The organism is Aquirufa sp. TARAVU-A1A, assembly GCF_054558675.1.
On record NZ_JBPXKP010000001.1, the window covers coordinates 374,057 to 396,134 of the forward strand.

Here is a 22,078-nt window from a genome sequence, read left to right on the forward strand (position 1 = left end):
GGTATTACTCTGCTTTGGCTGATATTAAAAACTTATTCACATCCAACCAATGTATAAACGCATCAAACCATTTATTGCTCGTCCGGTTCGGATTGCCTAAGCCAAAACCATGTCCACCATTTTGGTATAAATGAAATTCAACCGGTCGGCCGGCCTTAAACCACGAATCAATCACCCCAAATTGTCCATTAAACAAGAAGTCATCCGAGGCAATGACATTGAACATGGGCGGAGCATTTACCGGCACTTTTACCGGGCCCATGCCGCCATAAATGGGACCAATAAAAGCGAGTTTCATGGTTTGGGAATTGAGTGTCGAGTGCATGGTTAATCCTGCCCCAGCGGAGAAGCCAATCATCCCGATTCGCTTCGTATCGACACCCCAGGCTCCCGCGTTTTTAAGAATCATCGCATAGGCCGCTTCAGCATCTTGCAATTGATTGCTTAAATCCATTTGCGCCATGGGATTCGTATTTTTTGCGGAGCTGTCCGTTTTTGCGGGAGCAGGGCGTGGGCGATTCATCCAAGCTGTAAAATCTTCAAGCTTTTCAGGCGTAGGAAATAAGCGATATTTTAAAACGAAGGCCGTTATTCCTTGTTTGGCCAACGCTTCTGCGACCTCCCAGCCCTCATTGCCCATGGAAAGCCAACGGTATCCGCCGCCAGGAGCAACGATAACGGCTGCGCCATTGGCCTTGCCTTTTTCAGGAAAGAAAGGAGTTAGGGTGGCTGTTGAAATATTCCGTGCCATCGGATCACCCCACTGGCGGAACCAGGTTTCAGGTGCGGGCTGGTCTTTCACAGAACCCGTGTTTAGGGGAATGGCATTAAGCTCTTTGGGGGCCTCAAGCGGATAAATCGTTCCGTCTTGTGCGATGGCATTGATTACAACACATTGAAGGATGAGTATAAATAGAATTTGATGAATTTTTTTCATGGTTTTTAAATAGGTTATGAATGCCAAGATAATTAATTTATTTTTGATTGTTTGTCCCTTTAAATCCCACTACATATAATCAGCTATTTATTATCCAAAATGCAAGAAGTCCTCAAAAAACTCCGATTCAAAGGCGATGGAATCGTCATTCAAGCACCCAAGCACCTTGCGGACGCATTACTTGCACATGGATGTAAAATGGAGTTCAATTCGGCCCCAAGCACAAACACGCTTGTTTTCGTTTCGGATAAGGATGAGTTAACCCACTTTCTGAAGGATGGACTCAAACACATTGTGCCAGATAGCGTTTTTTGGATTGCCTATCCTAAAGGAACCTCTAAACTGAAATCAAACATCAACCGAGATAGTATTCGAATGACCGTTGAGGAATTTGGCATCACGACTGTTTCTGCAATTTCCATCGATGATACTTGGAGTGCATTACGATTTCGCCCCATCAATCAGGTAGGGAAATAATCATTTTATATAGACTTTATGATCAAATTCGCTTACACAATCCTATACGTCGAAGACGTCTCGAAAACCGTTCAATTTTATGAGCAGGCGTTCGGATTCATGACCAAGTTTATCACCCCGGATAATTCCTATGGTGAAGTTATTACGGGCGAGACGACGCTATCCTTCGCGTCCAAAACATTAGCGGGCTCTAATCTATCCGATGGATTTATCGAAAGTAAAATCCATGAAAAGCCGCTGGGAATTGAAATTGGTTTTACAACGGATGATGTTGCGGCAACCATGAAACAAGCCCTTGCATCTGGTGCGATATTATGTGAGGAGGCCAAAGAAAAACCCTGGGGGCAAATCGTTGGATACGTTCGCGATTTGGATGGTTTTTTGATTGAGATTTGTACACCGATGTCCTAACAACAAATGAAAACATCCTTTTTACTCCTGTTTTGCCTGTGCATTTTTTCAAATGCGCAATCGCAAAACCCCAATGAAAAAAAGGTCGCAAGTACTGAACAAGCATTGTTCAACAAGATTGCGCAATTGGATAGCGCCTTGTTTGCTGCCTATAATGCTAAAAATTTGCCCTTGTTAAAAACCTATTTCACGACAGATTTAGAGTGGTACCAGGACAATGGAGGACTGATTGCTTTTGATCAGGTTTTTAGCAATTTCCAACAGATTTTCAATCGAGATTATGACCTGAAACGGAATCTGGTGGAAGGGAGTTTGGAGGTCCACCCGATTCAGGGATTTGGTGCAATTGAAATAGGGAAGCACCAGTTTAAGCATATTGAAAATGGGAAACTCGAAGTGGGGACGTTTAAATTTTTGATGATTTGGAAGAACGAAAATGGGACATGGAAAATCTCGAGAGTCGTTAGTTATGACCATTAATTTTTGATTATGCTACAGACAATCATCCCCAAACTTCCCATGCGCGATAAAAATCAAACCAAAACGTTCTATTTGGAAGGTTTGGGTTTTGCAGAAATCGCCGACTACGGAGATTACCTATTGCTTAAGAAGGACGAAATCGAAATCCATTTTTTTGAATTTCCCGATTTAAATCCCTTAGAAAATTACGGGCAGGTTTATATTCGGGTACATGACATCGAAGCGCTTTACCAGGAATTGGTCGTAAATAATTTTCCCATTCATCCCAACGGTGCTTTGGCGAAAAAACCCTGGGGTCAGCAAGAGTTTAGCTTGTTAGATCCGGATCATAATTTGCTTACATTTGGCGAATCCATTTAAAACAAAACTCGATGATTTTACCTAAAATATCACTCATTCTTAATATCCTAGTGCTCATTCCCGTTTGTTCGGGAATTCTCTTGAACGCTAATTGGGCCGTTGATTCCTATGGCATCGAAACGCCTGCACGAGGAATTTTGCTATCGATTTATTTGGCGATTCTGATTATCTCGATTGTACTTTTATTCAAATTTGACGCCAAAATGGTCATGGCACTCCTTGTCGTACAAATTGTTTACAAACTTTTAAGTCCGATCATGGCGGGTACTATAACGAATCCGGTTATCATTAGCAACCTGTTCATTGCTGCATTTCATGCCGTGAGTGTTTGGAAAATTGCAGCGGCAGAAAGAATGATTTAGGCGGCGGTATATTCCACCATCCACTCGATCCCGAATTTATCGCGAAACGCCCCTAAATAGGTGCCCCAAGGGCCTTCATCCAAAGGCATTTCAACCGTTCCGCCGGCCGACAAGCCATTGAAAAGCGCCTCGGCCTCTGCTTGACTTGCTGCGGAAATGGTAATCTTGCTTCGGTTTTCCTCTTCGTTCACCACGCCTAAAAAATTAGGCACATCGCTGCCGGATAAAACGCAGGATTCCCCGATTGGTAAACGGATCAACATGATCTTGTTTTGCTCGTCTTCGGGAAATGCGAAATCCGGATTGTTCAAATCCTTAAAGCGCATCAATCGCGAGAACGCTCCACCAAAAACGGAACGATAAAATTCAAATGCTTCTTCAGTATTTCCGTTGAAGTGGATGTGTGGGATGATATTGGGCATAATGCCAATTTATGAAATGATTTTAAAACTTATGGCGTCCTTTTGAGTTTTTAAAAGCGGATCTTCTTTCTTTGCTTTCATGTCCCACAAAAAAATCCTCATCTCTGGCGCGAGTATCGCTGGCCCTACCCTAGCCTATTGGTTGAACCGTTTTGGTTTTGAGGTTACGATTGTGGAACGGGCGGAGTCCTTACGTTTAGGTGGCCAAAATGTCGACATCAAAGGTGCCGCACAGAAAATTGCGCAATGGATGGGAATTGAGGAGGAAATTCGGGCAGCTGATACGGGCGAATTGGGCGTCCGATTTGTGGATGAAAATGATGGGATCAAGGCCGCGCTGCCGAAAGGCGAATCTAATTTAGGAACCTCCGAACTCGAGATATTGCGCGGCGACTTGGTCAAGATATTATACAAGCACACGGAGGATAAGGTTGAGTATCTGTTTGGCAATCAAATAATCGCCTTGGATGAGCATGCAGATGGTGTAAAAGTAAGTTTTCAAAACGGCGAAGTACGTGATTTTGCTTTGGTCATTTGTGCAGATGGCATTCGTTCGCGAACGAGGCAATTGATTTTTGGCGATGAACCTTTTGTGAAGCCTGTCGGGCTTTATGTCTCCTATTTTACGATTCCACGTGGACCCTCGGATAGTCGCTGGGCCCGCTGGTATAACGCAACGAATGCACGCGTGATTGTCATGCGACCGGATAACGAGGGCACAACGCGTGCGTCCTTTTCGTTCATGTCGGAGCCCATGGGCTATGAAAGATTATCTCTAGACGAGCAAAAGCAACTTTTGCGAGATAAATTTTCGGATGCCGGTTGGGAGGCCAAACGCGTCTTAGCCGCCATGGGGGAGAATTCCGATTTGTATTTTGATGCGATCAGCCAAGTCATTGCGCCTCGTTGGTCGAAAGGCCGCTGTGCCATGACGGGTGATGCGGCATTTTGCCCATCGCCCTTGACAGGCATGGGAGTTAGTCTGTCCGTGGTAGGAGCCTATATTTTGGCAGGGGAATTGTCGCGCCATTCGAATTATGCAGACGCATTCGCGGCATATGAAAAAGCCTTTCGCCCGTATGTGACAAAGGTTCAGAAGCTTCCTCCGGGGGTGCCTTGGTTGGCACATCCCAAAACGAAATTGGGGATATTCTTCTTGAATACGATCCTCAACGTGATTTCGAGTAAGTTCGTGATGAAAATCGGGGAGCTGTTTTCGGATAAAAACAAGTCCTCTACGGATGATACGATTGAGTTGGAGGAGTACGGGAAATAGACTTTACTCCTTTTGCATAATATGCTCTTGCCCCCAAGCGTACAAAGCATGGATGCTCGGAAGGAGTTTCTCCCCTTTTTCTGTCAGGGTATATTCAACCGTAGGAGGAACCGTCGCGAAGGCGGTACGAGTAATAATGCCATTGACCTCCATGTTTTTTAATTCTTTCACCAGCATGCGGGTATTAATGCCTTGAATCGAACGTTCTAATTCTTTAAAGCGAAGCTTTCCTTTGGAAAGGACATAAATGATGGGCATCGCCCATTTACCACCAATAATCTCCAATACATCTTTAATGGAGCATTTTTTCCCGTTTACAATCATAATAATTTGTCGGCCTTGCGGCTATTTAGCCAATGTTTTACTAGGGGTTACTATGGTACAAATGTGTAACTACTTTCAAAAGTAAAGTATTGGTGGTAGATTTCCAGCTAAATCAACAACACGATGCAAAGAATTCAAGTTATTTTGACGATTGATATGGAAAATTTGCCAGCAAATTTTCAAGAGATTTTACAACAAGAACAAGCCGTTGTGGCGGCCTGGAAGGAAGAAGGCATTCTCGAACATTTGTTTTTGAGAGATACGAAAAATGGGGCCGTGCTGATTTTCAAAAACCTTTCGGAAGCAGAAGTGGAGGCACGCATGAAAACCCTTCCTTTCTATTTAATTAAGAAAAGCGTGGAATATTATAACCTGATTCAGCAGTTTTAAATTTTGTTAAACAGCGTAAATAGCCACTTGGGCTAATTGGGGTTAAATATTATCCTGTATTTTTGTGCTACAAACCTAAATGACGTGTTTGCGCGCGTCCGTTTTTAGGCAATTTAGCATGAAAGAAACTCCCGCTCATACCGATAAGATTGCGAAAATGACTTTTTCTTCCGTCTATCCGCACTATGTATCCAAAGTCACTAAGAAAGGAAGGACTGAGGAAGAACTGCTTCAAGTGATTCATTGGTTGACAGGTTTTGATGCGGCAGAAGTGCAGGCGCTGATTGACGAAAAGGCCTTGTTTAGTACCTTTTTTGATAAGGCCACATTACATCCGAATGCTCATTTAATCACAGGGGTAATTTGCGGATACCGCATTGAAGAAATTGAAAATCCGCTGACGAAGCAAGTTCGCTATTTGGATAAATTGGTCGACGAATTAGCCAAAGGAAAAGCTATGGATAAAATCTTACGAACATCGAGATGAACAATCTTCAATCTTTCAAAGAATCTCTTGTTGTAGACAAGCCAGACGCACAGCTTTCGACGATTTTAAAAAGTCTTTGGTACGATGCCAAAGGGGATTGGGATCAAGCCCATGCGCTGATTGATCAGTTGGGCGATCGTGATTCTGCCTGGGTGCATGCCTATTTACACCGAAAGGAAGGGGACACTTTGAACGCGGATTACTGGTATGCGCGGGCGAAGAAAACACGGCCGAGCTATTCGCTGGAGGAGGAATGGTCGAATTTGGTAGCTTATTTCACCATTTAATAAACGGTTCTTATTCAGAGAGTCGTAACAATCTATTACGTTTTTTAAAATGGATGGATCCTACTGTGTGGGTCTATATGCATAGGTCTTTTTTCTTCCTTTAGCCCAAAGCAATGTTTTTACTTTTTCTCCGTTAACTAAATGTACATTTGCTTTAACGGAATTGGGGTCAAATGTGACCTTGTGTCAGATTTGACCTTTTTCCATATTGGGCCATGAAACTAAAGAAGGAAGAGTTGATCGTTCTAGTCGGCTCTAACATTCGGGAAATACGCAAAGAAAAAGGCCTAACTATCGAGAAGTTAGCGCATGAGGCTGAAATAGAAAGCAAGCAATTGCGGCGCATCGAATTGGGTCAAATTAATACGAGCATTTATCAGGTTTATAACCTTTCCTATTCACTGAATGTCCCCATGCAAGACATTTTCTCCAATGTGCAAGGCATGGATAACTAAATACCCCCACATTACCTTTGGCATCCAAATCCAGGGAAGATTTTCAGTTTGAATTTATCGTTAACGAACAAAATTCAAGATTGATTCCACCACCTTCCCCGGCACCTCCTCCATGGGAACGTGGCCTACGTTTTGGTAGATTTCAGCCTTGCTACCTTGAATATCTCGTTTGAAAAGCGCCACATTGTCCACGCTGATGACGTTGTCTTTATCTCCCCATAAGATGAGCGTGGGGGTTTTCACTTGATTGATTTGGCCTTTATTTTTCGTTGTTCCAAAAGAGCCTTTGAAAATTTCCAAAGCCACGGCGCGGTTTCCTTCTCGGATAGCAACGTCGTGAAAACGTTCCACCTGCGCATCGGTTACCCGGTTTTGATCGTAATAAATGGTTTCTAAACTCTTACGAACTAAGGATTTAGGCGTTGCATATAGTAACAGATTATTAATCACCGGAGTCGAAGCAATTTTGAAACCCAACGAACCACTCTCACCTTTTTTCGGATATCCCGCTGCATCAATTAAAATCATTTTGGCAAGACCTTTGGGGTTATGCAAGGCATAATTCCAAGAGATCGCACCGCCCATGGAATTACCCACAAGGATGAAGCGTTTGATGTGGAGGCGCGTCGTAAAGGAATCAATGAACTTGGAATAGTAATCAAAATTGTAGGTGTTTTCCGGCGAAGGACCCGTCAAGCCAAAACCCGGTAAATCCAAGCTGATCACTCTTCGCTCCAACTTCAATCCCATCGCTACACTATCCCAGGTATTCAAGGACGATGACATCCCATGCAATAAAATCAAGGGTACCGAATCGGCTTGAACGCCTTCATCGCGATAATGTACCTTCATGCCTAAGATGGGCATAAACTTCGAATCTTGGTTGGCATACAACGGAATCAATTCTGATACTGGACGGTCACGTTCGCAAACGATGAATAGTAGAATGAATATAAGGGCGAATATTCCGCCGACGATTTTGGTGGCTAGTTTCATGTGGAGTCGTTTTGAAGTCCTAAAAATAAGGCATTGAAAGCACATCGTTGTCGAAAATGTATATTTTTGTTTCCACCTTTTAGAAATGATGATGAAGCGTTTGCTGTTTGTGCTTTTATGTTTGAGTTTTGGGGCGGTAGGCCAACAAAAAATATACACCTCGGATCGATTGAATATTACAAGCCTTTCTGAAAACACATTCGTACATACATCCTTTTTGCAGACCGATGATTTTGGCAAGGTCGCTTGCAATGGCTTAATTGTTCGTTCTGGTCACGAGGTCGCGGTTTTCGATACGCCCACGGATGACCCCAGTTCGCAAGAATTGATTCGCTGGGTGCAGGATATGTTGAAATGCAGGATCGTGGCCATTGTACCTACCCATTTTCATAGTGATTGCCTCGGGGGGCTTTCGGCATTTCATGTGGCAGGAATCTCATCGATGGCGAATGAAAAAACGATTGAATTAGCGACTCAGCATCAAATGACCGTGCCCCAAAAGGGCTTTTCAGGCAAGTCGAGTTTGCTTGTGGGGGGCAATGAAGTTCAATTGCGTTTCTTTGGCGAAGGCCATACCCGTGATAATGTTGTGGCGTATTTCCCTAGCGAACAGATTTTGTTTGGAGGTTGTTTGATCAAAGAAATCGGTGCGTCCAAAGGCTTTTTAGGCGATGCGAATGTAGGTGCCTGGTCGGCAACGGTGGAAAAAATTCAATCGGCTTATCCGGATGTGAAACATGTTGTTCCCGGTCATGGAGCCGTAGGAGATACAAAATTATTGGAATATACTCGGCAGCTATTTCTAAAACCTTAATGATTTTGATAGCCCATTGACAAACCGGTGTCCCCTTTCACTTTCAGCAAAACATCTACGGATTTAGTGGAAGCATTTTCAATACGCAAAGCTGTGTTTTTCTCTACACGTATCGAAATTAGTTCATTCGGTTTAACCTGAACAGGAGAGTGCTGGCCGCCGTCAATCGGGCATCTCCAAATCTTGATGTCGGTTTCAGCTAAATTCTTTAGGCTGACAGTGAAAGAACCATGGGGATTATTCCCAAGTAAAAAAGCATCATTCCCGCCGATTGTTGTTGTGGAAGTTAGTTGGGAAAATGGTAAATATTGGCATGCTGTTAACAATAAACAAGCTGCAAAAGTGAGGTATTTAATCATATTAATTTTGTTGATAAATGGAATCCAATTCATGCGCCAATTCCCAATCTTTTTCCGTGACTTTGTTCCCTGCATCATGCGTACTGAGGACGATGTCGATTCGATTATAGGTATTAGCCCACGTAGGATGATGATCTAATTCCGCGATTTTCACTGCGGCCTTTTGCATGAACAGCATGGCTGACTCAAAGGAGTCAAACGTGAACGTTTTTTCCAATCGGCTTTCGGACTCTATCCAGTTGCTCATGGTCTGTTTTTGGTCTTAGTCTCTCTTCCCCTTGAAATAAGCGTAAATTGCATTGGCGTGTCCATGGCCTAATTCAAAATCCGCTTTTAACCAATTCACAATCTCGGTTGCTTTCACGGCGGGAACTCCATTTTCTAAGAATCCTTTTTCCTCAGCTAGGCGAACAAATTCTTCGGGGCCTTTGCCTGTTTTGGCTTGTATGTTATCGATGTAAGCTTGAAATGACATGTTCGTAAAAAAGGTTTAATCCTTAAAATTAAAGATATATTTGAGAAAAATTTCTCAGATGAAAAAACTATTCGGGCTGATGGCCATTTTGTGTATTGGGTTTGAATCAAATGCGCAATTTCAAGTAAAAGATCTCGCGTTTTCAACGGGTATTTGGTATGGTCAACTAACTTATTTGGATTACACCAGTGGCAAACCCTATTCGATGGCGGCTAATTTAAAGGTAAGTTTAACGGAGGACCAACTGGGATACATCCGCAGATTTGAATATCCGAAAGAACCTCAAGCGAATCGATCCGATACGGTATTTGTCGACAATCATCATTTTGACGGTGCGAAAATTGTTCAATTCACAAAGGGTTCATCATCGGAGCTTTCCTGGGTAACAGAGAAAATGGGCGAAGATGGGAATGATCATCAAAAGGCAATCATCAGACTAAGCTATCTCATGAGTTCTACGCGTTTCCGTATTGTCAAGGAGGTTCAATTCATCGGTACGGCGACATGGATTAAGCGACATGAATATGTGTTTGATAAATAATTTTAATAAAACACATAATGAATTTAATTTTTATTTATTCTTTTCTGATTTTAAGTTTGCTTCGAAAACGATGAGTTTTTGATTTCGTTTGAGTAATTAATTAATGAAAAGGGTTGACATGATAAAGCCGGGCACATTTGCCCGGCTTTATTTATTCAAAATGCTTGCTTTTGATTTCCTCTTTCTTTTCGATAATGTGGGCCATAAAGGCCTTCGCTACAGGGGATGGGCTTTTTTCTTTGTGCCAAATTAATTTCCAAGTTGTAGCAATAGGCAACCCACTTCGAGGAATTATAGCCAGCTGTCCATTTTTTATCTCATTTTTAATACCAATTAGGGGCATGATTGAATAGCCAAGTCCAGCGATTACGGCTTGTTTTACGGCCTCATTCGACATCAATTCAATCTTTTTCATGGAATGAATCCCTTGTTTCTTTAAATAGGATTCCATAATTTTTCGCGTCCCCGATCCATTTTCTCTAAAAATTAATGGAAGCTCCTTGTTGAACTCTTGGAATGCAAATTTGGGATTCAATGCCGCTGTCAAGGGATTTCCTACGAGATAAAGTTCATTTTCTAAGATATCAATATAGTCATACGTGGGACTATTGACATCCGTGGAAATCAAGCTGAAATCAACCTCATTGTTTTCTAAACTTTGGAATACTTTTTCCCGATTCGTCACATCAATACTGATTTCCACCCCGGGATTATCTTTTAAAAATTCTGTTAAAAAATAGGGCAAGACATACTTGCCTGTAGAAACGACCGAAACTTTTAGTCGGCCAAGCAGCTGGTCTTTAAACGCCATGGTTTTGTAATTAATGGCATATACTTGATCAATGATTCCCTCGGCCGACTTGGCGATTTCCTGACCAAAATCGGTTACGTAAATCTTTTTTCCGATGATCTCAATGAGTGGAATTTCAAATTGAGCTTGGAAGTTTTTTATCTGAATGGAAACGGCTGGCTGCGTTAAGTTTAGTTCCTCGGCCGCCTTCGTTATGCTCATGGTTTGAACAACCTTCAAATAGATCTGTAATTGATTTAGTGTATAATTCATAAATAGGGCTAATACATTGCATTATAAACTTAAATAAAAATTATTTAAAGTGTCCTGTTTACTTTGTGATAATTTAAATTTTTATGAAATCTGCGCCCAAAAGTCTGCTTGTTGTTATTCATCTGTTATTTATCATCATTGGATTGCTGTTAAGCTTTTATAACACGGACATTTTTATTGACAAACTAGCAATTAGCCTGCTAATCATCGTGTCCTTAAATCTGCTAAGACTTTTACAAGGCCCTAATTGAACCTATGCATGTCGAATTTTGAGTTACTCATTTTTAATTTGAAAAATCCAACCTTGCTCTTTTTTATCTTGGGGGTAATAGCCAAAATAGTTAAGAGTGATTTAGAGATTCCTGCAGCCTCCAAGGGTTTTATTGCCTTGTATCTTTTATTTGCTATTGGGTTTAATGGGGGAGCTGAGCTTGCGGTGACAGGCATTACGCATGAAGTGGTCTTGCATTTAGTTTTTGGCCTTTTGTTGGCGACAATTATTCCAATCTACTCCTTCTTTATCTTAAAAATCAAATTAGATGCAGTAAATGCCGGAGCCATTGCCTCTTGTTATGGTTCAGTCAGTGCGGTTACTTTTGTTACCGGCATGGCTTTTCTTGAAATGAATAACATGAAAGTGGGGGGAGAAATGGTAGCCGTGATGGCTTCCATGGAATTTCCAGCGATTATCATGGGAGTAATTTTAATGAACTTGTTTCCAGGTACCACGCAATCAAACACGCGCAATACGTCTTGGCGTTCTGCTTGGAAGCATTCTTTAACGAATGGGAGTGTGTTAATGATTTTTGGTAGTTTGGTTATTGGTTTTATCGCTGACTCCAACCAATCGGAAGGGATTAAACATTTTACCTCTGATATTTTTAAAGGATTCCTCGCAATCTATTTATTAGACATGGGGATGGTTGCGGCAAGTCGATTTTCCGCATTCAAAAAGCAGGGAGCTTTTCTAATTTGTTTTGCCATCCTCATGCCGCTTGTTAATGGAGTTCTAACGTCCTATTTGAGCCAGTTTGTAACGGAAAACGAAGCTAGCCGACTCATTTTTGCCATCCTTGCGGCAAGCGCATCTTATATTGCTGTGCCCGCCGCGATGCGCCTTGTCGCCCCCAAAGCTGACCCCGGGATATTTATTCCCATGGCTCTTGGAGTTACATTCCCGATCAACATTACCATTGGCCTCCCGCTTTTTCTGCATATAATACATGGGTAGTTTCGATTTATTTTCGGGTCGTCAAATCCTTGTAGCCACCAAGCACGGGAAAGAACAAGTTATTGCTCCGCTTTTATCAGAAGCACTAGGCTTGACATGTGTCGTCACAGATCTTCTTGATACGGATTTGTTAGGCACATTTGCTGGCGAAGTGGAGCGTTCAAAATCCCCGCTAGATACGGCAAGACAAAAATGCCACATGGCGATGGATATTACCTCGACAGACCTGGCGATTGCCTCCGAAGGATCCTTTGGCCCACATCCTAATTTTCCTTTTATTCCAGCTCATGAAGAGATTTTGGTTCTTATCGATAAAATAAATGCGTGGGAATTTGTCGTCAAGAGGCTGGAGACAAAAACCAATTACAGCCAAATTCTGCTTCAGTCATACGATGAGTTGGAGGGATTTTTGGCAAAAGCCCTATTCCCATCGCATGCCTTCATCATCAAGAAAAGTTCGGCAGATACGACCGATTGTGTGAAAGGAGTACATGACGAAAAGACCTTACGCGAAACGATCCAATTTTTCATGCAGTGCTTCGGGCAATGTAGCTTGGAAACGGATATGCGCGCCATGCATAATCCCACGCGCATGGCGGTGATACACGATTTGACGAAAGAACTCATTCAGCAAATTCAAACAGCTTGTCCCACGTGTCAAGCGCCCGGATTTCGCATCAGCGATATCGAACGGGGACTTCCTTGCGCGCTTTGCGGTCAACCAACCCGTAGCGTAAAATTTGAAATTTATGCATGTCATTGCTGTCAATTTTCGGAGCATCGTGCTCCTTGCCACGGCCTAAAAATGGAAGACCCCATGTACTGTGATTTTTGTAACCCTTAATTTATGATTACCAAAGACCTATCCATTATTCGTGAAAAGCTCAAGCATGGGGAGCTCATAGGCCTTCCCACAGAAACCGTTTATGGCCTAGCCGCAAATGTGTTTAACTCGAAAGCCGTTTCATCCATCTTTACGACGAAAAATAGACCCACCACAAATCCACTCATTGTCCACGTCGCTTCAATTAATCAAGCGCGGGCCTTAGTGAAACGCTTTCCTGAAAAGGCCTCCCTTTTAGCGAAGCATTTTTGGCCCGGACCTTTAACGATGATACTTCCCAAAAATCAAACGGTGAGCGGGCTCGTTACCGCCGAGCAAGAAAATGTGGCCATTCGAATTCCAAATCACCCAGCAGCCCTTAGTCTGCTGAATCAGTTGGACTTCCCACTCGTTGCACCGAGTGCAAACCCCTTTAATCGAATTAGCCCTACGACTGCTGAACATGTAGATGCTTATTTCCCATCCATCTATACATTGGACGGAGGGCCTTGCACTTCAGGAGTTGAATCCACCATCGTGGGCTTTGAGCATGATGACGTCGTTTTACTGCGGCATGGCGCGATTTCCATGGAGACACTTGAAGCCCACGTAGGGCGCCTGTTAAATCGGACGGCGGCCTCTGAACATGCGTCGCTCCCGGGCCAACATAAAAAACATTATTCGCCTAACTGTCAATTAATTGTTAGCTATGAACCCCTGTTCATGCTCAGCACCGTCAAGCATAAGAAGGTGGGAATTCTTTGGTATCAATCCGTTCAAATTGAAAGCATTCATGTGGAGATTAATCTCGTGTTAGCCCCAACAGGCGACCTGGCAGAAGCCGCCCAAAACTTATTTTCCGCGCTTCATACCTTAGATAAGTTGGGGCTTGATTTAATTATTGTGGAAAGACTCCCCGCGCATGGACTTGGAAACACCATCAACGATCGTTTAGACCGCGCCGCTAGCCAATGAAAAAATACCTAATCACAAACGCTCTGCTCGTCAATGAAGGGCAAGTGAAACCCAGCGATGTGCTCATTGCTGGCGAACGAATCGAACGTATCGCAAATGTGATCTCTGAACCGCATGCGCAAGTAATCGATCTTCAAGGGAATTACTTAATTCCCGGAATGATCGACGATCAAGTCCATTTTCGAGATCCGGGATTAGCCTATAAAGCGGATATCCATACGGAATCCCAAGCCGCTGTGGCCGGAGGAATTACTTCATTTATGGACATGCCGAACACGATTCCCAATACTTTGACGCGCGCCTTGTTGGAAGAAAAATACCAATTGGCTGCCCAAAAATCGCTAGCTAATTATTCTTTTTTCATGGGGATTACCGCCGCGAATCTGGAGGAAGCACTTCGCGTAGATAATGAATCAGTTTGTGGGATTACCGACGATGGGCTCTACCTAGAAAAGCAGGAGATTCTAGCCAATAATCCTGAATACCTTGAAAAATTATTTTCCCGAGCGGAAACTTTGGTGGCCTTGCACAGTGAAGATGATTCCGTAATACGTAGAAATTTACAGCAATACCAACAACGCTACGGCGATCAAATTCCTGTTGACCTTCATCCAGCGATTCGTAGCTCCGAAGCTTGTGAAATGGCTACCCGACGGGTTTTGGACATTCAAAAAAAATACAACAACCGCCTTCATTTTTTTCATATTTCGACAGCCGCGGAGGCGAAATTATTTAGCTCGGGACCTATCGAAAAAAAGCGCGTCACCGCAGAAGCTTGCATTCATCATCTGTGTTTTAATGATGCGGAATACGAAAACTTAGGTAGTAAAATCATGTGGAATCCTTCAGTTAAGTCGGAAGTGGACCGCCTCGAATTATTGAAAGCTTTGCAGGATGGGCGATTGGATATTATTGCCACAGATCATGCACCGCATAGTCTCGAGGAAAAGTCGGGAAATTACCTGCAAATCAAATCCGGTGCACCCATGGTCCAACATGCTTTGTTGATGCTTTTTGAACTCGTGGATCGTGGGGAACTAGCACTGACGACTTTGGTTGATAAAACGAGTCACCGCGTTGCCGACTGCTATAAAATGGTCGATCGGGGTTACATCCGGGAAGGGTATTTTGCGGACTTGGTGGAAGTTGCTCCATCAGCTCCTTGGGATGTAAAAACTCAATCGCTTCTTTATAAATGTGGGTGGTCACCTGTCGTGGGACGAATATTTCGCCATGAAATCAAACGCACCTTTGTCAGTGGGAACCTGTGTTTTCAAGGCGGGAAATTCACAAATGGGCATACAGGAAATAGATTACAATTTCACAAAATCAGATAAACAATGTTGCAATTTTTTGTCACAGGAATAGGAACTGAAATCGGGAAGACTGTCGTATCTTCTATACTTACCGAATATTTACAAGCGGATTACTGGAAGCCGGTCCAGTCGGGAGATTTGCACCTGACCGACACCATGAAGGTACAAGCGCTTGTTTCAAATACGAAATCATACTTCCATCCGGAGCGGCACCGACTAAACGCGCCGCTTTCCCCGCATGCCGCTGCGGCATTGGATGGGGTGCAAATCCAGCTTTCGGATTTTACCTTACCCCAAACGTCTAATCATTTAATTGTTGAGGGTGCCGGTGGACTCATGGTTCCATTGAATGATCAAGATCTCATGATTGACCTTATTAAGCAGTTGGGAATTCCTGTCATACTTGTCTCGCGTAATTACCTAGGAAGCATCAATCATACGGTTTTGTCCATCGAGGCTTTGCAGCGTCGGGAAATCCCCATTGCCGGAATTGTGATTAATGGAGAACCCAATCCCGCGACGGAATCAATTATTGAATCCATGAGTGCTTTGCCTATTCTCTTTCGCGTGGGGCAGTTCTCTGAAATTTCGAAGGAAGAAATTCAGCGCTTTACTCAATCATTGAAATGCTTTGATTAATGTTCAGCCGTTGCCCGCTCAAACACTTGTTGCACCAATCCATTCGCATAGGTTTTGGAACGGACACAACGAAAGCTGATGGGATTTGTCAAAGCGCCAAAGAGTCGGACCCCATCGCCTATTAAAACGGGAATGGTGGTGATGGTCAATGTTCCCACTTTATCTGCTCGTAAAAAAGATTGAATGACTTGTCCGCCATCAAGGTAAAAACGCTGATAGCCTTTGGCTTGAATTTGAGCCTCCACTTCGGCTAAAGTTCCTCGCACGAGTTCTGCTTTGCCAGCCAGTTCCGCAGGTATCTGGTCAAGCGTTTGGCTCCAAACAAAAACGGGTTTGGTATAAGGCCATTCCACCCCAAAACCTAAAACTGTTTCAAAACTTTTGCGACCCATCAACAGCGCATCCACTTGGTCCATGAAAGCATAATAGCCCATGTCGTCCCCCTCCGGCATCGGAAATGTGTCGAGAAAACCAACGCCACCTTCGGCATCAGCAATGTAGCCATCGAGGCTTGTGGCAATAAAAACGTGGTGTTGTTTCATCGGGGAGGCATTGGGTTCATGGGAACAGAATGGCTAAGGTAATAAAGTAAAAGCCCGAGCAAAATAGTGGCGAACATAAGCGTAAATGTCTTTCGCCAGTTACCGGGTAATAGCGCGCTAAAATAATATCCTAAAATAAATCCAAGGCCATTCAATAAGACATCGTCTACATCAAAAATTCCAATTTGGAATAGATGCTGAATAATCTCGATACTTAAACTCGTACACAAGGCGAGCATGAAAATCGCGTTCCGACGAATTTCTGGGAATCCTGCAGGTATTAAAAATCCGATGGGTGCGAGTAATAGCAAATTTCCTAAAAGATTTAAGCCGGCAATCAGTAAGCCTTTATTGCCCATGATATAGGCCAAAAGGGTTTTGAACGGAATCCAATTCGCGTCCCCTGTTTGGGTCCCGCCAAAATAGAATCGCATGTGGCCAATAAGGATCATGTCCATATCTTTGAAGACCACAAATTTGATTAATAGCAATAAATAGAAAGCGATTAGGACGCGTGAAAGAGACTTCATGCCATAAAATAAGCACATTTAAAATTAGTATTAAAGCAATATTAAATTGAATTTCTTAAGTTTGACAAAGCAAAGCAATTGCTTCGAACCTATTAAACTTTCATGAAACAATTACAAAGCCTCGACTACGTCGTATTTCTTCTCTATTTTGTTTCTGTGACCTGCTATGGTTACTGGGTGTATCAGCGAAAAAAGAAGGTCGAAATCAGTACCAAAGACTTTTTTCTTGCGGAAGGTTCCTTAACCTGGTGGGCAATCGGCGCATCATTATTGGCTTCCAACATTTCTGCCGAACACTTCATCGGGATGTCGGGCTCCGGCTTCGCGATTGGTTTAGCCATCTCATCCTACGAATGGATGTCGGCCGCCGCCCTCGTCATCGTCGCCGTTTTCTTCGTCCCTATTTTCCTAAAGAACAAGATTTACACGATGCCACAATTCTTGTCGCAACGCTACAACAATACGGTTGCGACGATTATGGCGGTTTTCTGGTTGTTGCTCTATGTGTTTGTGAACCTGACCTCCATTCTCTACTTGGGCGCTTTAGCGATTGAAAGCATCACTTCGATTCCCTTTTTATATGCGATGATTGGGCTCGCGATTTTCGCGATCTTCATCACCTTGGGTGGGATGAAGGTCATCGGTTATACCGATTTCATTCAAGTAATTGTGTTAATCATCGGGGGATTGGTGGTGACCTATTTGGCCTTGGATATGGTTTCCGATCGCTTTAATAGCGGAGGCGTTTTTGGGGGATTGTTGGAATTGCGTTCGCAGGCCGACGACCATTTTCACATGATTTTTTCCGAGGGAGATAAGTACTACGATGCGCTTCCGGGCTTCGCGATTTTGTTTGGCGGGATGTGGATAAATAACCTGAATTACTGGGGATGTAATCAGTACATTGTTCAGCGGACCTTGGGGGCCGACTTGCCCACAGCACGTTCTGGGATTTTGTTTGCGGCCTTTTTGAAATTGTTGATGCCCTTGATCTGTGTGATTCCGGGGATTGCGATGTATGTGCTTTACCAAAATGGGGCCTTCCAAAGCGAGATGGCGATTGATGGAATCATTAAACCGGATCACTCGTATCCGACCTTAATGAACCTGTTGCCGGCAGGTCTAAAAGGGCTATCTTTTGCCGCTTTAACTGCTGCAATTGTGGCCTCTTTGGCCGGGAAAAGCAATAGTATTTCCACGATTTTCAGCTTGGATATTTACAAAAAATCCTTGAACCCCAATGCCTCAGAAGCTCAAACCGTTTGGGTGGGTCGCATCGCGATCTGGGTGTCTTTTGCCATCGCATTGTTGATTGCGCCGCAATTACGCCAACTAGAACAAGCGTATCAATTCATTCAAGAATATTCCAACTACCTGACGCCTGGTGCCTTTGCGCTATTCTCTTTGGGATTGTTTTGGAAAAGGACAACCTCTGCAGCTGCGATTGTTGCTGCGGTTGCTTCGATCCCACTCGTGGTTTTATTCAAGAATTTGCATACTTTTATCGGCGGAAATCCAATTCCATTTTTGAATGTAACCATGTGGGTCTATTTGATTCTGGTTGCCATCATGGTCTTGATTTCTTTGGCTGATCGTTCTAGCATCGATAATCCGAAAGGCTTAGCCGTGGAACGTAGCGACTTCACCGTCAGCGGCCAATTTGCGATTATTTCAATTTTAATTATGGGCATCGTTTCGGCGCTTTATACCGTATTTTATTAAATCATGGAAACCATTTCAAAAGACAAATCGGAATTTCGTAACTACGAACAAGGGGACATCACGGCGGCTGTCAAAGAGCATTACCGCAAGATGCGTTCGCGTCAAACTTATGAATACGTGTTGCGCATGAAGAAAAAGTATTTGACCTTCGATCATCCTATGGATTTATGGGAAATGATGGAGCGTTTGAATGTTTTGGTCGATGTGTCAGATCCCGATTTGAATCTTCCAAACATCATTCACTTGTTGCAGTCCGCGGAAGGCTTACGCGCGGATGGCCGACCGGATTGGATGCAATTGGTAGGTTTAATTCATGATTTAGGCAAAGCTATGTACTTGTTCGGATCAGACGAAGATGGAACTTCCCAAGCGGAGCAATGGGGCTTGGTGGGTGACGTGTTTGTGGTGGGTTGTAAACTTCCCGATTCATGTGTCTATCCGGAGTTCAACGCATTAAATCCCGATATGCAAGACAGCCGTTACAATACCGAATTAGGGGTTTACGAGGCAGGCTGTGGCTTAGATAATTTGCATTTAGCCTGGGGACACGATGAGTATTTATACCAAGTATTAAAAAATCACGCGGATAATAAAATCCCTGAAGCGGGCATGGCGATGATTCGTTACCATTCATTTTATCCTTGGCATTCCGGCGGAAGTTATCGCCAATTCATGACTGCGAAAGATGAGCAATATTTGGACTGGATTCACGATTTCAATAAATATGATTTATATACCAAATCGCCCGTGGTTCCTGTTTACGAAGAATTAAAATCTTACTACATGCCGATTGCCGAGAAATATTTAGGCAAAGGGCCGATAAATTGGTAATAATGAAGACATCCTTTAACAAATATCTCTACATCGGATTTGTGCTTTTTGCGCTATATGAATTACTGATTAGACATTCGGCTGTTGAGGCCGCTACTCAATTAGGTATTGCCTTGGTTTTTGATCCATTTGATACGACGCAAGCATGGAAAGAACGTCCATCTTGGCAAAAGGCCGTTTTGCTTATACACCTTGCTTTTGTGGCTGGCTTATTTGGCTATGAAGTAGGGACAACGGACTTAGTTCAAGGTTTCAAAGACGGCTGGAACGGAAAATAATGTACATCTCACTCACAGGCTTAAAGCCAAAAGGATTTCTAGCTTACATTCGGTTTTGGTTTTTAGCCATTCCTGCCTTCCGACAAGCCCAAAAGGCCGAAGGAAATTTGCATTGTGACGTCAAGAAAGTTCATGAATATCAGTGTACTATATCGGCTTGGGAAAGCCGTGAACTTATGCTGAAATATTTGCGAAGTGGAGCACACCTGAAAGCCATGAAGGCTTTTCACCAGATTGCCACAGGACCTACTTTTGGGTATGAGTCGGAGACAATCCCCAGTTGGGAGGAGGCCTATACCCTACTCACGGAAAAGGGTAAAATGCATTAGTTGCGGAGTTCGAATTTTTCCCGATTCAAATACATCAACCCCCACATGTGCCCGTCCGGATCTTCGATGCTGCGCAGTGTCATAAAGCTTTCATCCAAAATGGGCCCAGAAGCCTTTCCTCCCGCGTCGATTCCCTGTTGGAAAAGTTCGTGAACCTGCATTTGGTTTTCCAGCGGAAGTGTAAAAGAAGGTCCTGAAAATTCATGAAAATTCGCACGCGGCTTTTTTACATGCTGATCAGTGAATGAGAAAGATTGGAGCATCACATATATTTGCTCGCTCCAAACCATGCATTTTTGGTCCGCATCAGTAAAAATGGGATTGACTGTAAACCCCAAAGCCTCGTAAAAATCCTGTGATTTTTTTAAGTTTTCCGAGGGAAGGTTCAGAAAGAGCTGTTTCATGTTAGGCCTTTTCCGCGTAGCTTTTGAAGTTATCCAAAATCATTTGCCAGCCAGCCTTTTGCATTTCTTCCGGATTTTGACTTTCCGGCTCAAATTGCTCCACGACTATCGTTTCTGCTTCCGTAGCTTCAAAAGTTACCTGCATGTTTCGGCCATCGCCTAAAACACTTGCGATCATTTTCCCGTCTTCAATTTGCTGGAATGTGCCCCAAAAATCAAAGCTAAAGGAACCGTCTTTGGCTGCCATTTCATAATGAAATTCACCGCCTACTGTCAGGTCAGATGTTGCTTTTGGGCAATGCCAATCGGGTGATGCAAAGTTCCAATGTTGGATGTGTTCTGGAGAAGTCCATTTCTCCCAAACTTGCGCGATGGGCGAGTTAATCGTAGTTTCAATTGTAATGTAAGCCATGCCTATTTTTCTAATAAAGCGTTAACACACCAAAGCAAGGGGCCTTGGCCATGCAAATCTCCAACAATTCTTTTACGTTCCAAATAGTATTGGTGATCATTTTTCTTGTTTGTCCCTTCGCAGATTTCGGTTAAATCGCCGTTCTCGTTCACGTAATCTTGCAGTTTAATCCAGGCTTTTCGTGCCGCTTTACCATAGGTTGCGGATGGCAGCCAACCATTTTTCACGCCCACAATGAAGGCATACGTAAACATGCCTGTGCAGGAAGTTTCCGGCCAGGAATTTGGGTCATTGATTAATTGATGCCACATTCCATTCGTGTCTTGGTGTTTCAACAAAACGCGCATCATGTCCTGATACCCTTTCATGATGCGTGGTCGGTGTGGGTTATCCTTAGGTAAGATTTTCAATAAATCGGCCATGCCGGCGGCCAACCAGCCATCGCCTCGTCCCCAATAATAAGGCACATCCGGCGCGTGGTAAAATAAACCATCTGGATTTTGAAGTGTGTCCAAATAGGCCACCATTTCATAGCCTGCGCGGTCGATGTATTTACGGTTTTTCGTTGCCTCATAGGCCTTTGCCTGAACCGCCGTAATCATGTACATGTCATCCATCCAGAAGCGCGTAACCCAACTAAGTCCGGCGGCATACCAATTTCGAACTTCGGGTTTTAAACTCGTATATTCTTCTGGACTAAGCGTTTTGAATTCTTCATCTGCATAGGCAAGACCCATTTTTTTCAAGTCCTGATTTCCGTTTTGCATGTGAAAAGCTAAGGGAATGGCGCCAAAAACGAAGTTGTCCACATGGTTTTTCTTGGGCTGTAAATGTGCCTCAGTCGTGAGCAATAAATCAGTTTTTTCATTTAATCGTTTCAGCAAATCCGCATCATTCGTTTTCTGCGCGAAGCCCAAGGCGCCTAACCAAGTGCACACGTCGGGATAGGTGATTTGAGTCGCTGGAGGATTCGGGAATGTAACTCCATACCGAGAATGAGGAACGGCCATGAAGCGTTCGGCGGTGCGTTTTCCTACGGTCAAAGGATTTGCTTTTGCGGGCCAATTCGTCAGTTCTTTTTGTGCGAAAATCGAGCTCGAAATCAGTAAAAATAAGGTTAGTTTCTTCAT

General features: G+C 43.4%; 34 protein-coding genes. 21 read left to right on the forward strand and 13 right to left on the reverse strand.

Annotation, left to right across the window (positions count from 1 at the left end):
- Positions 1–4: 4 nt before the first annotated feature.
- Complete coding sequence (locus V7S75_RS01730) at positions 5–937, reverse strand: alpha/beta hydrolase (RefSeq protein WP_459510965.1); 933 nt, start codon at positions 935–937, stop codon at positions 5–7.
- 99 nt (positions 938–1,036) lie between these two features.
- Here V7S75_RS01730 and V7S75_RS01735 point away from each other — a divergent pair, with 99 nt between their 5' ends.
- From V7S75_RS01735 to V7S75_RS01755, 5 genes are read left to right on the forward strand one after another with little or no spacing between them, the layout of a single operon-like run.
- Positions 1,037–1,414: a hypothetical protein gene (locus V7S75_RS01735; protein ID WP_459510966.1), complete on the forward strand. Its 378-nt coding sequence runs from the start codon at positions 1,037–1,039 to the stop codon at positions 1,412–1,414.
- A gap of 18 nt (positions 1,415–1,432) precedes the next feature.
- Positions 1,433–1,825 (forward strand): VOC family protein, encoded by a 393-nt coding sequence (locus V7S75_RS01740; RefSeq protein ID WP_459510967.1) that lies wholly within the window; start codon positions 1,433–1,435, stop codon positions 1,823–1,825.
- Between the two features lie 6 nt (positions 1,826–1,831).
- A complete protein-coding gene (locus tag V7S75_RS01745) occupies positions 1,832–2,305 on the forward strand; it encodes a nuclear transport factor 2 family protein (RefSeq protein WP_459510968.1) in 474 nt (157 codons plus the stop codon).
- Positions 2,306–2,314: 9 nt separating this feature from the next.
- A complete protein-coding gene (locus V7S75_RS01750; protein WP_459510969.1) occupies positions 2,315–2,665 on the forward strand; it encodes a bleomycin resistance protein in 351 nt (116 codons plus the stop codon).
- An 11-nt stretch (positions 2,666–2,676) separates the two neighbouring features.
- Positions 2,677–3,027: a hypothetical protein gene (locus tag V7S75_RS01755; RefSeq protein ID WP_459510970.1), complete on the forward strand. Its 351-nt coding sequence runs from the start codon at positions 2,677–2,679 to the stop codon at positions 3,025–3,027.
- On the opposite strand, the gene V7S75_RS01760 is transcribed toward V7S75_RS01755, so the two are convergent.
- Positions 3,024–3,449, reverse strand: a complete 426-nt coding sequence (locus tag V7S75_RS01760) for a VOC family protein (RefSeq protein ID WP_459510971.1) — start codon at positions 3,447–3,449, stop codon at positions 3,024–3,026. The genes V7S75_RS01755 and V7S75_RS01760 overlap by 4 nt on opposite strands.
- A gap of 79 nt (positions 3,450–3,528) precedes the next feature.
- Here V7S75_RS01760 and V7S75_RS01765 point away from each other — a divergent pair, with 79 nt between their 5' ends.
- Positions 3,529–4,725 carry an FAD-dependent monooxygenase gene (locus tag V7S75_RS01765; RefSeq protein ID WP_459510972.1) on the forward strand — a complete coding sequence of 399 codons (1,197 nt, stop codon included), beginning with the start codon at positions 3,529–3,531 and terminating at the stop codon, positions 4,723–4,725.
- 3 nt (positions 4,726–4,728) lie between these two features.
- Here the strand turns inward: V7S75_RS01765 and V7S75_RS01770 are convergent, their stop codons facing one another.
- Positions 4,729–5,049, reverse strand: coding sequence for a winged helix-turn-helix transcriptional regulator (locus V7S75_RS01770; RefSeq protein WP_459510973.1), 321 nt, complete (start codon positions 5,047–5,049; stop codon positions 4,729–4,731).
- A 123-nt stretch (positions 5,050–5,172) separates the two neighbouring features.
- Here V7S75_RS01770 and V7S75_RS01775 point away from each other — a divergent pair, with 123 nt between their 5' ends.
- The 4 genes from V7S75_RS01775 (at position 5,173) to V7S75_RS01790 (ending at position 6,668) form a co-directional block, all read left to right on the forward strand.
- Entirely contained in the window at positions 5,173–5,439 is a 267-nt protein-coding gene (locus V7S75_RS01775; protein WP_459510974.1) for a hypothetical protein, read from the forward strand.
- Positions 5,440–5,557: 118 nt separating this feature from the next.
- On the forward strand, positions 5,558–5,926 hold the full coding sequence (locus V7S75_RS01780) for a DUF2200 domain-containing protein (protein WP_459510975.1): 369 nt from the start codon (positions 5,558–5,560) through the stop codon (positions 5,924–5,926).
- Entirely contained in the window at positions 5,923–6,213 is a 291-nt protein-coding gene (locus V7S75_RS01785) for a hypothetical protein (RefSeq protein WP_459510976.1), read from the forward strand. Before V7S75_RS01780 ends, V7S75_RS01785 begins: the two co-directional genes overlap by 4 nt.
- A gap of 215 nt (positions 6,214–6,428) precedes the next feature.
- Positions 6,429–6,668, forward strand: a complete 240-nt coding sequence (locus V7S75_RS01790) for a helix-turn-helix transcriptional regulator (protein WP_459510977.1) — start codon at positions 6,429–6,431, stop codon at positions 6,666–6,668.
- A 60-nt stretch (positions 6,669–6,728) separates the two neighbouring features.
- Here V7S75_RS01790 and V7S75_RS01795 read toward each other — a convergent pair whose 3' ends face one another.
- Entirely contained in the window at positions 6,729–7,664 is a 936-nt protein-coding gene (locus V7S75_RS01795; RefSeq protein WP_459510978.1) for an alpha/beta fold hydrolase, read from the reverse strand.
- 91 nt (positions 7,665–7,755) lie between these two features.
- Between V7S75_RS01795 and bla the strand changes: the two genes are divergently transcribed.
- Entirely contained in the window at positions 7,756–8,478 is a 723-nt protein-coding gene (bla, locus tag V7S75_RS01800) for a subclass B1 metallo-beta-lactamase (protein ID WP_459511146.1), read from the forward strand.
- Here bla and V7S75_RS01805 read toward each other — a convergent pair.
- From V7S75_RS01805 to V7S75_RS01815, 3 genes are read right to left on the reverse strand one after another with little or no spacing between them, the layout of a single operon-like run.
- The gene (locus tag V7S75_RS01805; protein WP_459510979.1) at positions 8,475–8,837 is read right to left on the reverse strand and encodes a hypothetical protein; all 363 of its coding nucleotides are present in this window, start codon (positions 8,835–8,837) and stop codon (positions 8,475–8,477) included. The genes bla and V7S75_RS01805 overlap by 4 nt on opposite strands.
- Position 8,838: 1 nt before the next feature.
- Positions 8,839–9,084 (reverse strand): 4a-hydroxytetrahydrobiopterin dehydratase, encoded by a 246-nt coding sequence (locus tag V7S75_RS01810; RefSeq protein WP_459510980.1) that lies wholly within the window; start codon positions 9,082–9,084, stop codon positions 8,839–8,841.
- Between the two features lie 15 nt (positions 9,085–9,099).
- Entirely contained in the window at positions 9,100–9,312 is a 213-nt protein-coding gene (locus V7S75_RS01815; RefSeq protein ID WP_459510981.1) for a DUF4287 domain-containing protein, read from the reverse strand.
- Between the two features lie 58 nt (positions 9,313–9,370).
- Here V7S75_RS01815 and V7S75_RS01820 point away from each other — a divergent pair, with 58 nt between their 5' ends.
- Positions 9,371–9,853, forward strand: a complete 483-nt coding sequence (locus V7S75_RS01820) for a hypothetical protein (RefSeq protein WP_459510982.1) — start codon at positions 9,371–9,373, stop codon at positions 9,851–9,853.
- A gap of 151 nt (positions 9,854–10,004) precedes the next feature.
- On the opposite strand, the gene V7S75_RS01825 is transcribed toward V7S75_RS01820, so the two are convergent.
- A complete protein-coding gene (locus V7S75_RS01825; RefSeq protein WP_459510983.1) occupies positions 10,005–10,916 on the reverse strand; it encodes a LysR family transcriptional regulator in 912 nt (303 codons plus the stop codon).
- A gap of 259 nt (positions 10,917–11,175) precedes the next feature.
- On the opposite strand from V7S75_RS01825, the gene V7S75_RS01830 reads away from it, so the two are divergent.
- From V7S75_RS01830 to bioD, 5 genes are read left to right on the forward strand one after another with little or no spacing between them, the layout of a single operon-like run.
- Entirely contained in the window at positions 11,176–12,147 is a 972-nt protein-coding gene (locus tag V7S75_RS01830) for a sodium-dependent bicarbonate transport family permease (RefSeq protein ID WP_459510984.1), read from the forward strand.
- A complete protein-coding gene (locus tag V7S75_RS01835; protein WP_459510985.1) occupies positions 12,140–12,991 on the forward strand; it encodes a DUF6671 family protein in 852 nt (283 codons plus the stop codon). The genes V7S75_RS01830 and V7S75_RS01835 overlap by 8 nt, the downstream gene beginning before the upstream one ends.
- A gap of 3 nt (positions 12,992–12,994) precedes the next feature.
- On the forward strand, positions 12,995–13,945 hold the full coding sequence (locus tag V7S75_RS01840; protein ID WP_459510986.1) for an L-threonylcarbamoyladenylate synthase: 951 nt from the start codon (positions 12,995–12,997) through the stop codon (positions 13,943–13,945).
- Positions 13,942–15,282, forward strand: coding sequence for a dihydroorotase (locus V7S75_RS01845; protein ID WP_459510987.1), 1,341 nt, complete (start codon positions 13,942–13,944; stop codon positions 15,280–15,282). The genes V7S75_RS01840 and V7S75_RS01845 overlap by 4 nt, the downstream gene beginning before the upstream one ends.
- Positions 15,283–15,285: 3 nt before the next feature.
- Entirely contained in the window at positions 15,286–15,900 is a 615-nt protein-coding gene (gene bioD / locus V7S75_RS01850) for a dethiobiotin synthase (RefSeq protein ID WP_459510988.1), read from the forward strand.
- Here the strand turns inward: bioD and V7S75_RS01855 are convergent.
- Positions 15,897–16,442 (reverse strand): dihydrofolate reductase family protein, encoded by a 546-nt coding sequence (locus V7S75_RS01855; protein WP_459510989.1) that lies wholly within the window; start codon positions 16,440–16,442, stop codon positions 15,897–15,899. The genes bioD and V7S75_RS01855 overlap by 4 nt on opposite strands.
- Positions 16,439–16,972 (reverse strand): VanZ family protein, encoded by a 534-nt coding sequence (locus V7S75_RS01860; protein ID WP_459510990.1) that lies wholly within the window; start codon positions 16,970–16,972, stop codon positions 16,439–16,441. Before V7S75_RS01860 ends, V7S75_RS01855 begins: the two co-directional genes overlap by 4 nt.
- A gap of 102 nt (positions 16,973–17,074) precedes the next feature.
- Between V7S75_RS01860 and V7S75_RS01865 the strand changes: the two genes are divergently transcribed.
- Genes V7S75_RS01865 through V7S75_RS01880 form a run of 4 tightly spaced genes read left to right on the forward strand, consistent with a single transcriptional unit; the run spans position 17,075 to position 20,132 of the window.
- A complete protein-coding gene (locus tag V7S75_RS01865; RefSeq protein WP_459510991.1) occupies positions 17,075–18,694 on the forward strand; it encodes a sodium:solute symporter family transporter in 1,620 nt (539 codons plus the stop codon).
- Between the two features lie 3 nt (positions 18,695–18,697).
- Positions 18,698–19,525, forward strand: a complete 828-nt coding sequence (locus V7S75_RS01870; RefSeq protein ID WP_459510992.1) for an inositol oxygenase family protein — start codon at positions 18,698–18,700, stop codon at positions 19,523–19,525.
- A gap of 2 nt (positions 19,526–19,527) precedes the next feature.
- On the forward strand, positions 19,528–19,803 hold the full coding sequence (locus tag V7S75_RS01875; RefSeq protein ID WP_459510993.1) for a hypothetical protein: 276 nt from the start codon (positions 19,528–19,530) through the stop codon (positions 19,801–19,803).
- Positions 19,803–20,132, forward strand: a complete 330-nt coding sequence (locus tag V7S75_RS01880) for a hypothetical protein (RefSeq protein ID WP_459510994.1) — start codon at positions 19,803–19,805, stop codon at positions 20,130–20,132. Before V7S75_RS01875 ends, V7S75_RS01880 begins: the two co-directional genes overlap by 1 nt.
- On the opposite strand, the gene V7S75_RS01885 is transcribed toward V7S75_RS01880, so the two are convergent.
- The 3 genes from V7S75_RS01885 to V7S75_RS01895 are packed head-to-tail and all read right to left on the reverse strand — an operon-like array spanning position 20,129 to position 22,078.
- The gene (locus V7S75_RS01885) at positions 20,129–20,536 is read right to left on the reverse strand and encodes a VOC family protein (RefSeq protein WP_459510995.1); all 408 of its coding nucleotides are present in this window, start codon (positions 20,534–20,536) and stop codon (positions 20,129–20,131) included. The genes V7S75_RS01880 and V7S75_RS01885 overlap by 4 nt on opposite strands.
- Position 20,537: 1 nt before the next feature.
- Complete coding sequence (locus tag V7S75_RS01890; RefSeq protein ID WP_459510996.1) at positions 20,538–20,948, reverse strand: SRPBCC domain-containing protein; 411 nt, start codon at positions 20,946–20,948, stop codon at positions 20,538–20,540.
- A 2-nt stretch (positions 20,949–20,950) separates the two neighbouring features.
- Positions 20,951–22,078, reverse strand: coding sequence for a glycoside hydrolase family 88/105 protein (locus V7S75_RS01895; RefSeq protein ID WP_459510997.1), 1,128 nt, complete (start codon positions 22,076–22,078; stop codon positions 20,951–20,953).

Bases quoted from the DNA above. Each gene is read 5' to 3' on its own strand.
- V7S75_RS01730 (WP_459510965.1), bottom strand. From the start codon at position 937: ATGAAAAAAATTCATCAAATTCTATTTATACTCATCCTTCAATGTGTT.
- V7S75_RS01735 (WP_459510966.1), top strand. From the start codon at position 1,037: ATGCAAGAAGTCCTCAAAAAACTCCGATTCAAAGGCGATGGAATCGTC.
- V7S75_RS01740 (WP_459510967.1), top strand. From the start codon at position 1,433: ATGATCAAATTCGCTTACACAATCCTATACGTCGAAGACGTCTCGAAA.
- V7S75_RS01745 (WP_459510968.1), top strand. From the start codon at position 1,832: ATGAAAACATCCTTTTTACTCCTGTTTTGCCTGTGCATTTTTTCAAAT.
- V7S75_RS01750 (WP_459510969.1), top strand. From the start codon at position 2,315: ATGCTACAGACAATCATCCCCAAACTTCCCATGCGCGATAAAAATCAA.
- V7S75_RS01755 (WP_459510970.1), top strand. From the start codon at position 2,677: ATGATTTTACCTAAAATATCACTCATTCTTAATATCCTAGTGCTCATT.
- V7S75_RS01760 (WP_459510971.1), bottom strand. From the start codon at position 3,449: ATGCCCAATATCATCCCACACATCCACTTCAACGGAAATACTGAAGAA.
- V7S75_RS01765 (WP_459510972.1), top strand. From the start codon at position 3,529: ATGTCCCACAAAAAAATCCTCATCTCTGGCGCGAGTATCGCTGGCCCT.
- V7S75_RS01770 (WP_459510973.1), bottom strand. From the start codon at position 5,049: ATGATTGTAAACGGGAAAAAATGCTCCATTAAAGATGTATTGGAGATT.
- V7S75_RS01775 (WP_459510974.1), top strand. From the start codon at position 5,173: ATGCAAAGAATTCAAGTTATTTTGACGATTGATATGGAAAATTTGCCA.
- V7S75_RS01780 (WP_459510975.1), top strand. From the start codon at position 5,558: ATGAAAGAAACTCCCGCTCATACCGATAAGATTGCGAAAATGACTTTT.
- V7S75_RS01785 (WP_459510976.1), top strand. From the start codon at position 5,923: ATGAACAATCTTCAATCTTTCAAAGAATCTCTTGTTGTAGACAAGCCA.
- V7S75_RS01790 (WP_459510977.1), top strand. From the start codon at position 6,429: ATGAAACTAAAGAAGGAAGAGTTGATCGTTCTAGTCGGCTCTAACATT.
- V7S75_RS01795 (WP_459510978.1), bottom strand. From the start codon at position 7,664: ATGAAACTAGCCACCAAAATCGTCGGCGGAATATTCGCCCTTATATTC.
- bla (WP_459511146.1), top strand. From the start codon at position 7,756: ATGAAGCGTTTGCTGTTTGTGCTTTTATGTTTGAGTTTTGGGGCGGTA.
- V7S75_RS01805 (WP_459510979.1), bottom strand. From the start codon at position 8,837: ATGATTAAATACCTCACTTTTGCAGCTTGTTTATTGTTAACAGCATGC.
- V7S75_RS01810 (WP_459510980.1), bottom strand. From the start codon at position 9,084: ATGAGCAACTGGATAGAGTCCGAAAGCCGATTGGAAAAAACGTTCACG.
- V7S75_RS01815 (WP_459510981.1), bottom strand. From the start codon at position 9,312: ATGTCATTTCAAGCTTACATCGATAACATACAAGCCAAAACAGGCAAA.
- V7S75_RS01820 (WP_459510982.1), top strand. From the start codon at position 9,371: ATGAAAAAACTATTCGGGCTGATGGCCATTTTGTGTATTGGGTTTGAA.
- V7S75_RS01825 (WP_459510983.1), bottom strand. From the start codon at position 10,916: ATGAATTATACACTAAATCAATTACAGATCTATTTGAAGGTTGTTCAA.
- V7S75_RS01830 (WP_459510984.1), top strand. From the start codon at position 11,176: ATGTCGAATTTTGAGTTACTCATTTTTAATTTGAAAAATCCAACCTTG.
- V7S75_RS01835 (WP_459510985.1), top strand. From the start codon at position 12,140: ATGGGTAGTTTCGATTTATTTTCGGGTCGTCAAATCCTTGTAGCCACC.
- V7S75_RS01840 (WP_459510986.1), top strand. From the start codon at position 12,995: ATGATTACCAAAGACCTATCCATTATTCGTGAAAAGCTCAAGCATGGG.
- V7S75_RS01845 (WP_459510987.1), top strand. From the start codon at position 13,942: ATGAAAAAATACCTAATCACAAACGCTCTGCTCGTCAATGAAGGGCAA.
- bioD (WP_459510988.1), top strand. From the start codon at position 15,286: ATGTTGCAATTTTTTGTCACAGGAATAGGAACTGAAATCGGGAAGACT.
- V7S75_RS01855 (WP_459510989.1), bottom strand. From the start codon at position 16,442: ATGAAACAACACCACGTTTTTATTGCCACAAGCCTCGATGGCTACATT.
- V7S75_RS01860 (WP_459510990.1), bottom strand. From the start codon at position 16,972: ATGAAGTCTCTTTCACGCGTCCTAATCGCTTTCTATTTATTGCTATTA.
- V7S75_RS01865 (WP_459510991.1), top strand. From the start codon at position 17,075: ATGAAACAATTACAAAGCCTCGACTACGTCGTATTTCTTCTCTATTTT.
- V7S75_RS01870 (WP_459510992.1), top strand. From the start codon at position 18,698: ATGGAAACCATTTCAAAAGACAAATCGGAATTTCGTAACTACGAACAA.
- V7S75_RS01875 (WP_459510993.1), top strand. From the start codon at position 19,528: ATGAAGACATCCTTTAACAAATATCTCTACATCGGATTTGTGCTTTTT.
- V7S75_RS01880 (WP_459510994.1), top strand. From the start codon at position 19,803: ATGTACATCTCACTCACAGGCTTAAAGCCAAAAGGATTTCTAGCTTAC.
- V7S75_RS01885 (WP_459510995.1), bottom strand. From the start codon at position 20,536: ATGAAACAGCTCTTTCTGAACCTTCCCTCGGAAAACTTAAAAAAATCA.
- V7S75_RS01890 (WP_459510996.1), bottom strand. From the start codon at position 20,948: ATGGCTTACATTACAATTGAAACTACGATTAACTCGCCCATCGCGCAA.
- V7S75_RS01895 (WP_459510997.1), bottom strand. From the start codon at position 22,078: ATGAAGAAACTAACCTTATTTTTACTGATTTCGAGCTCGATTTTCGCA.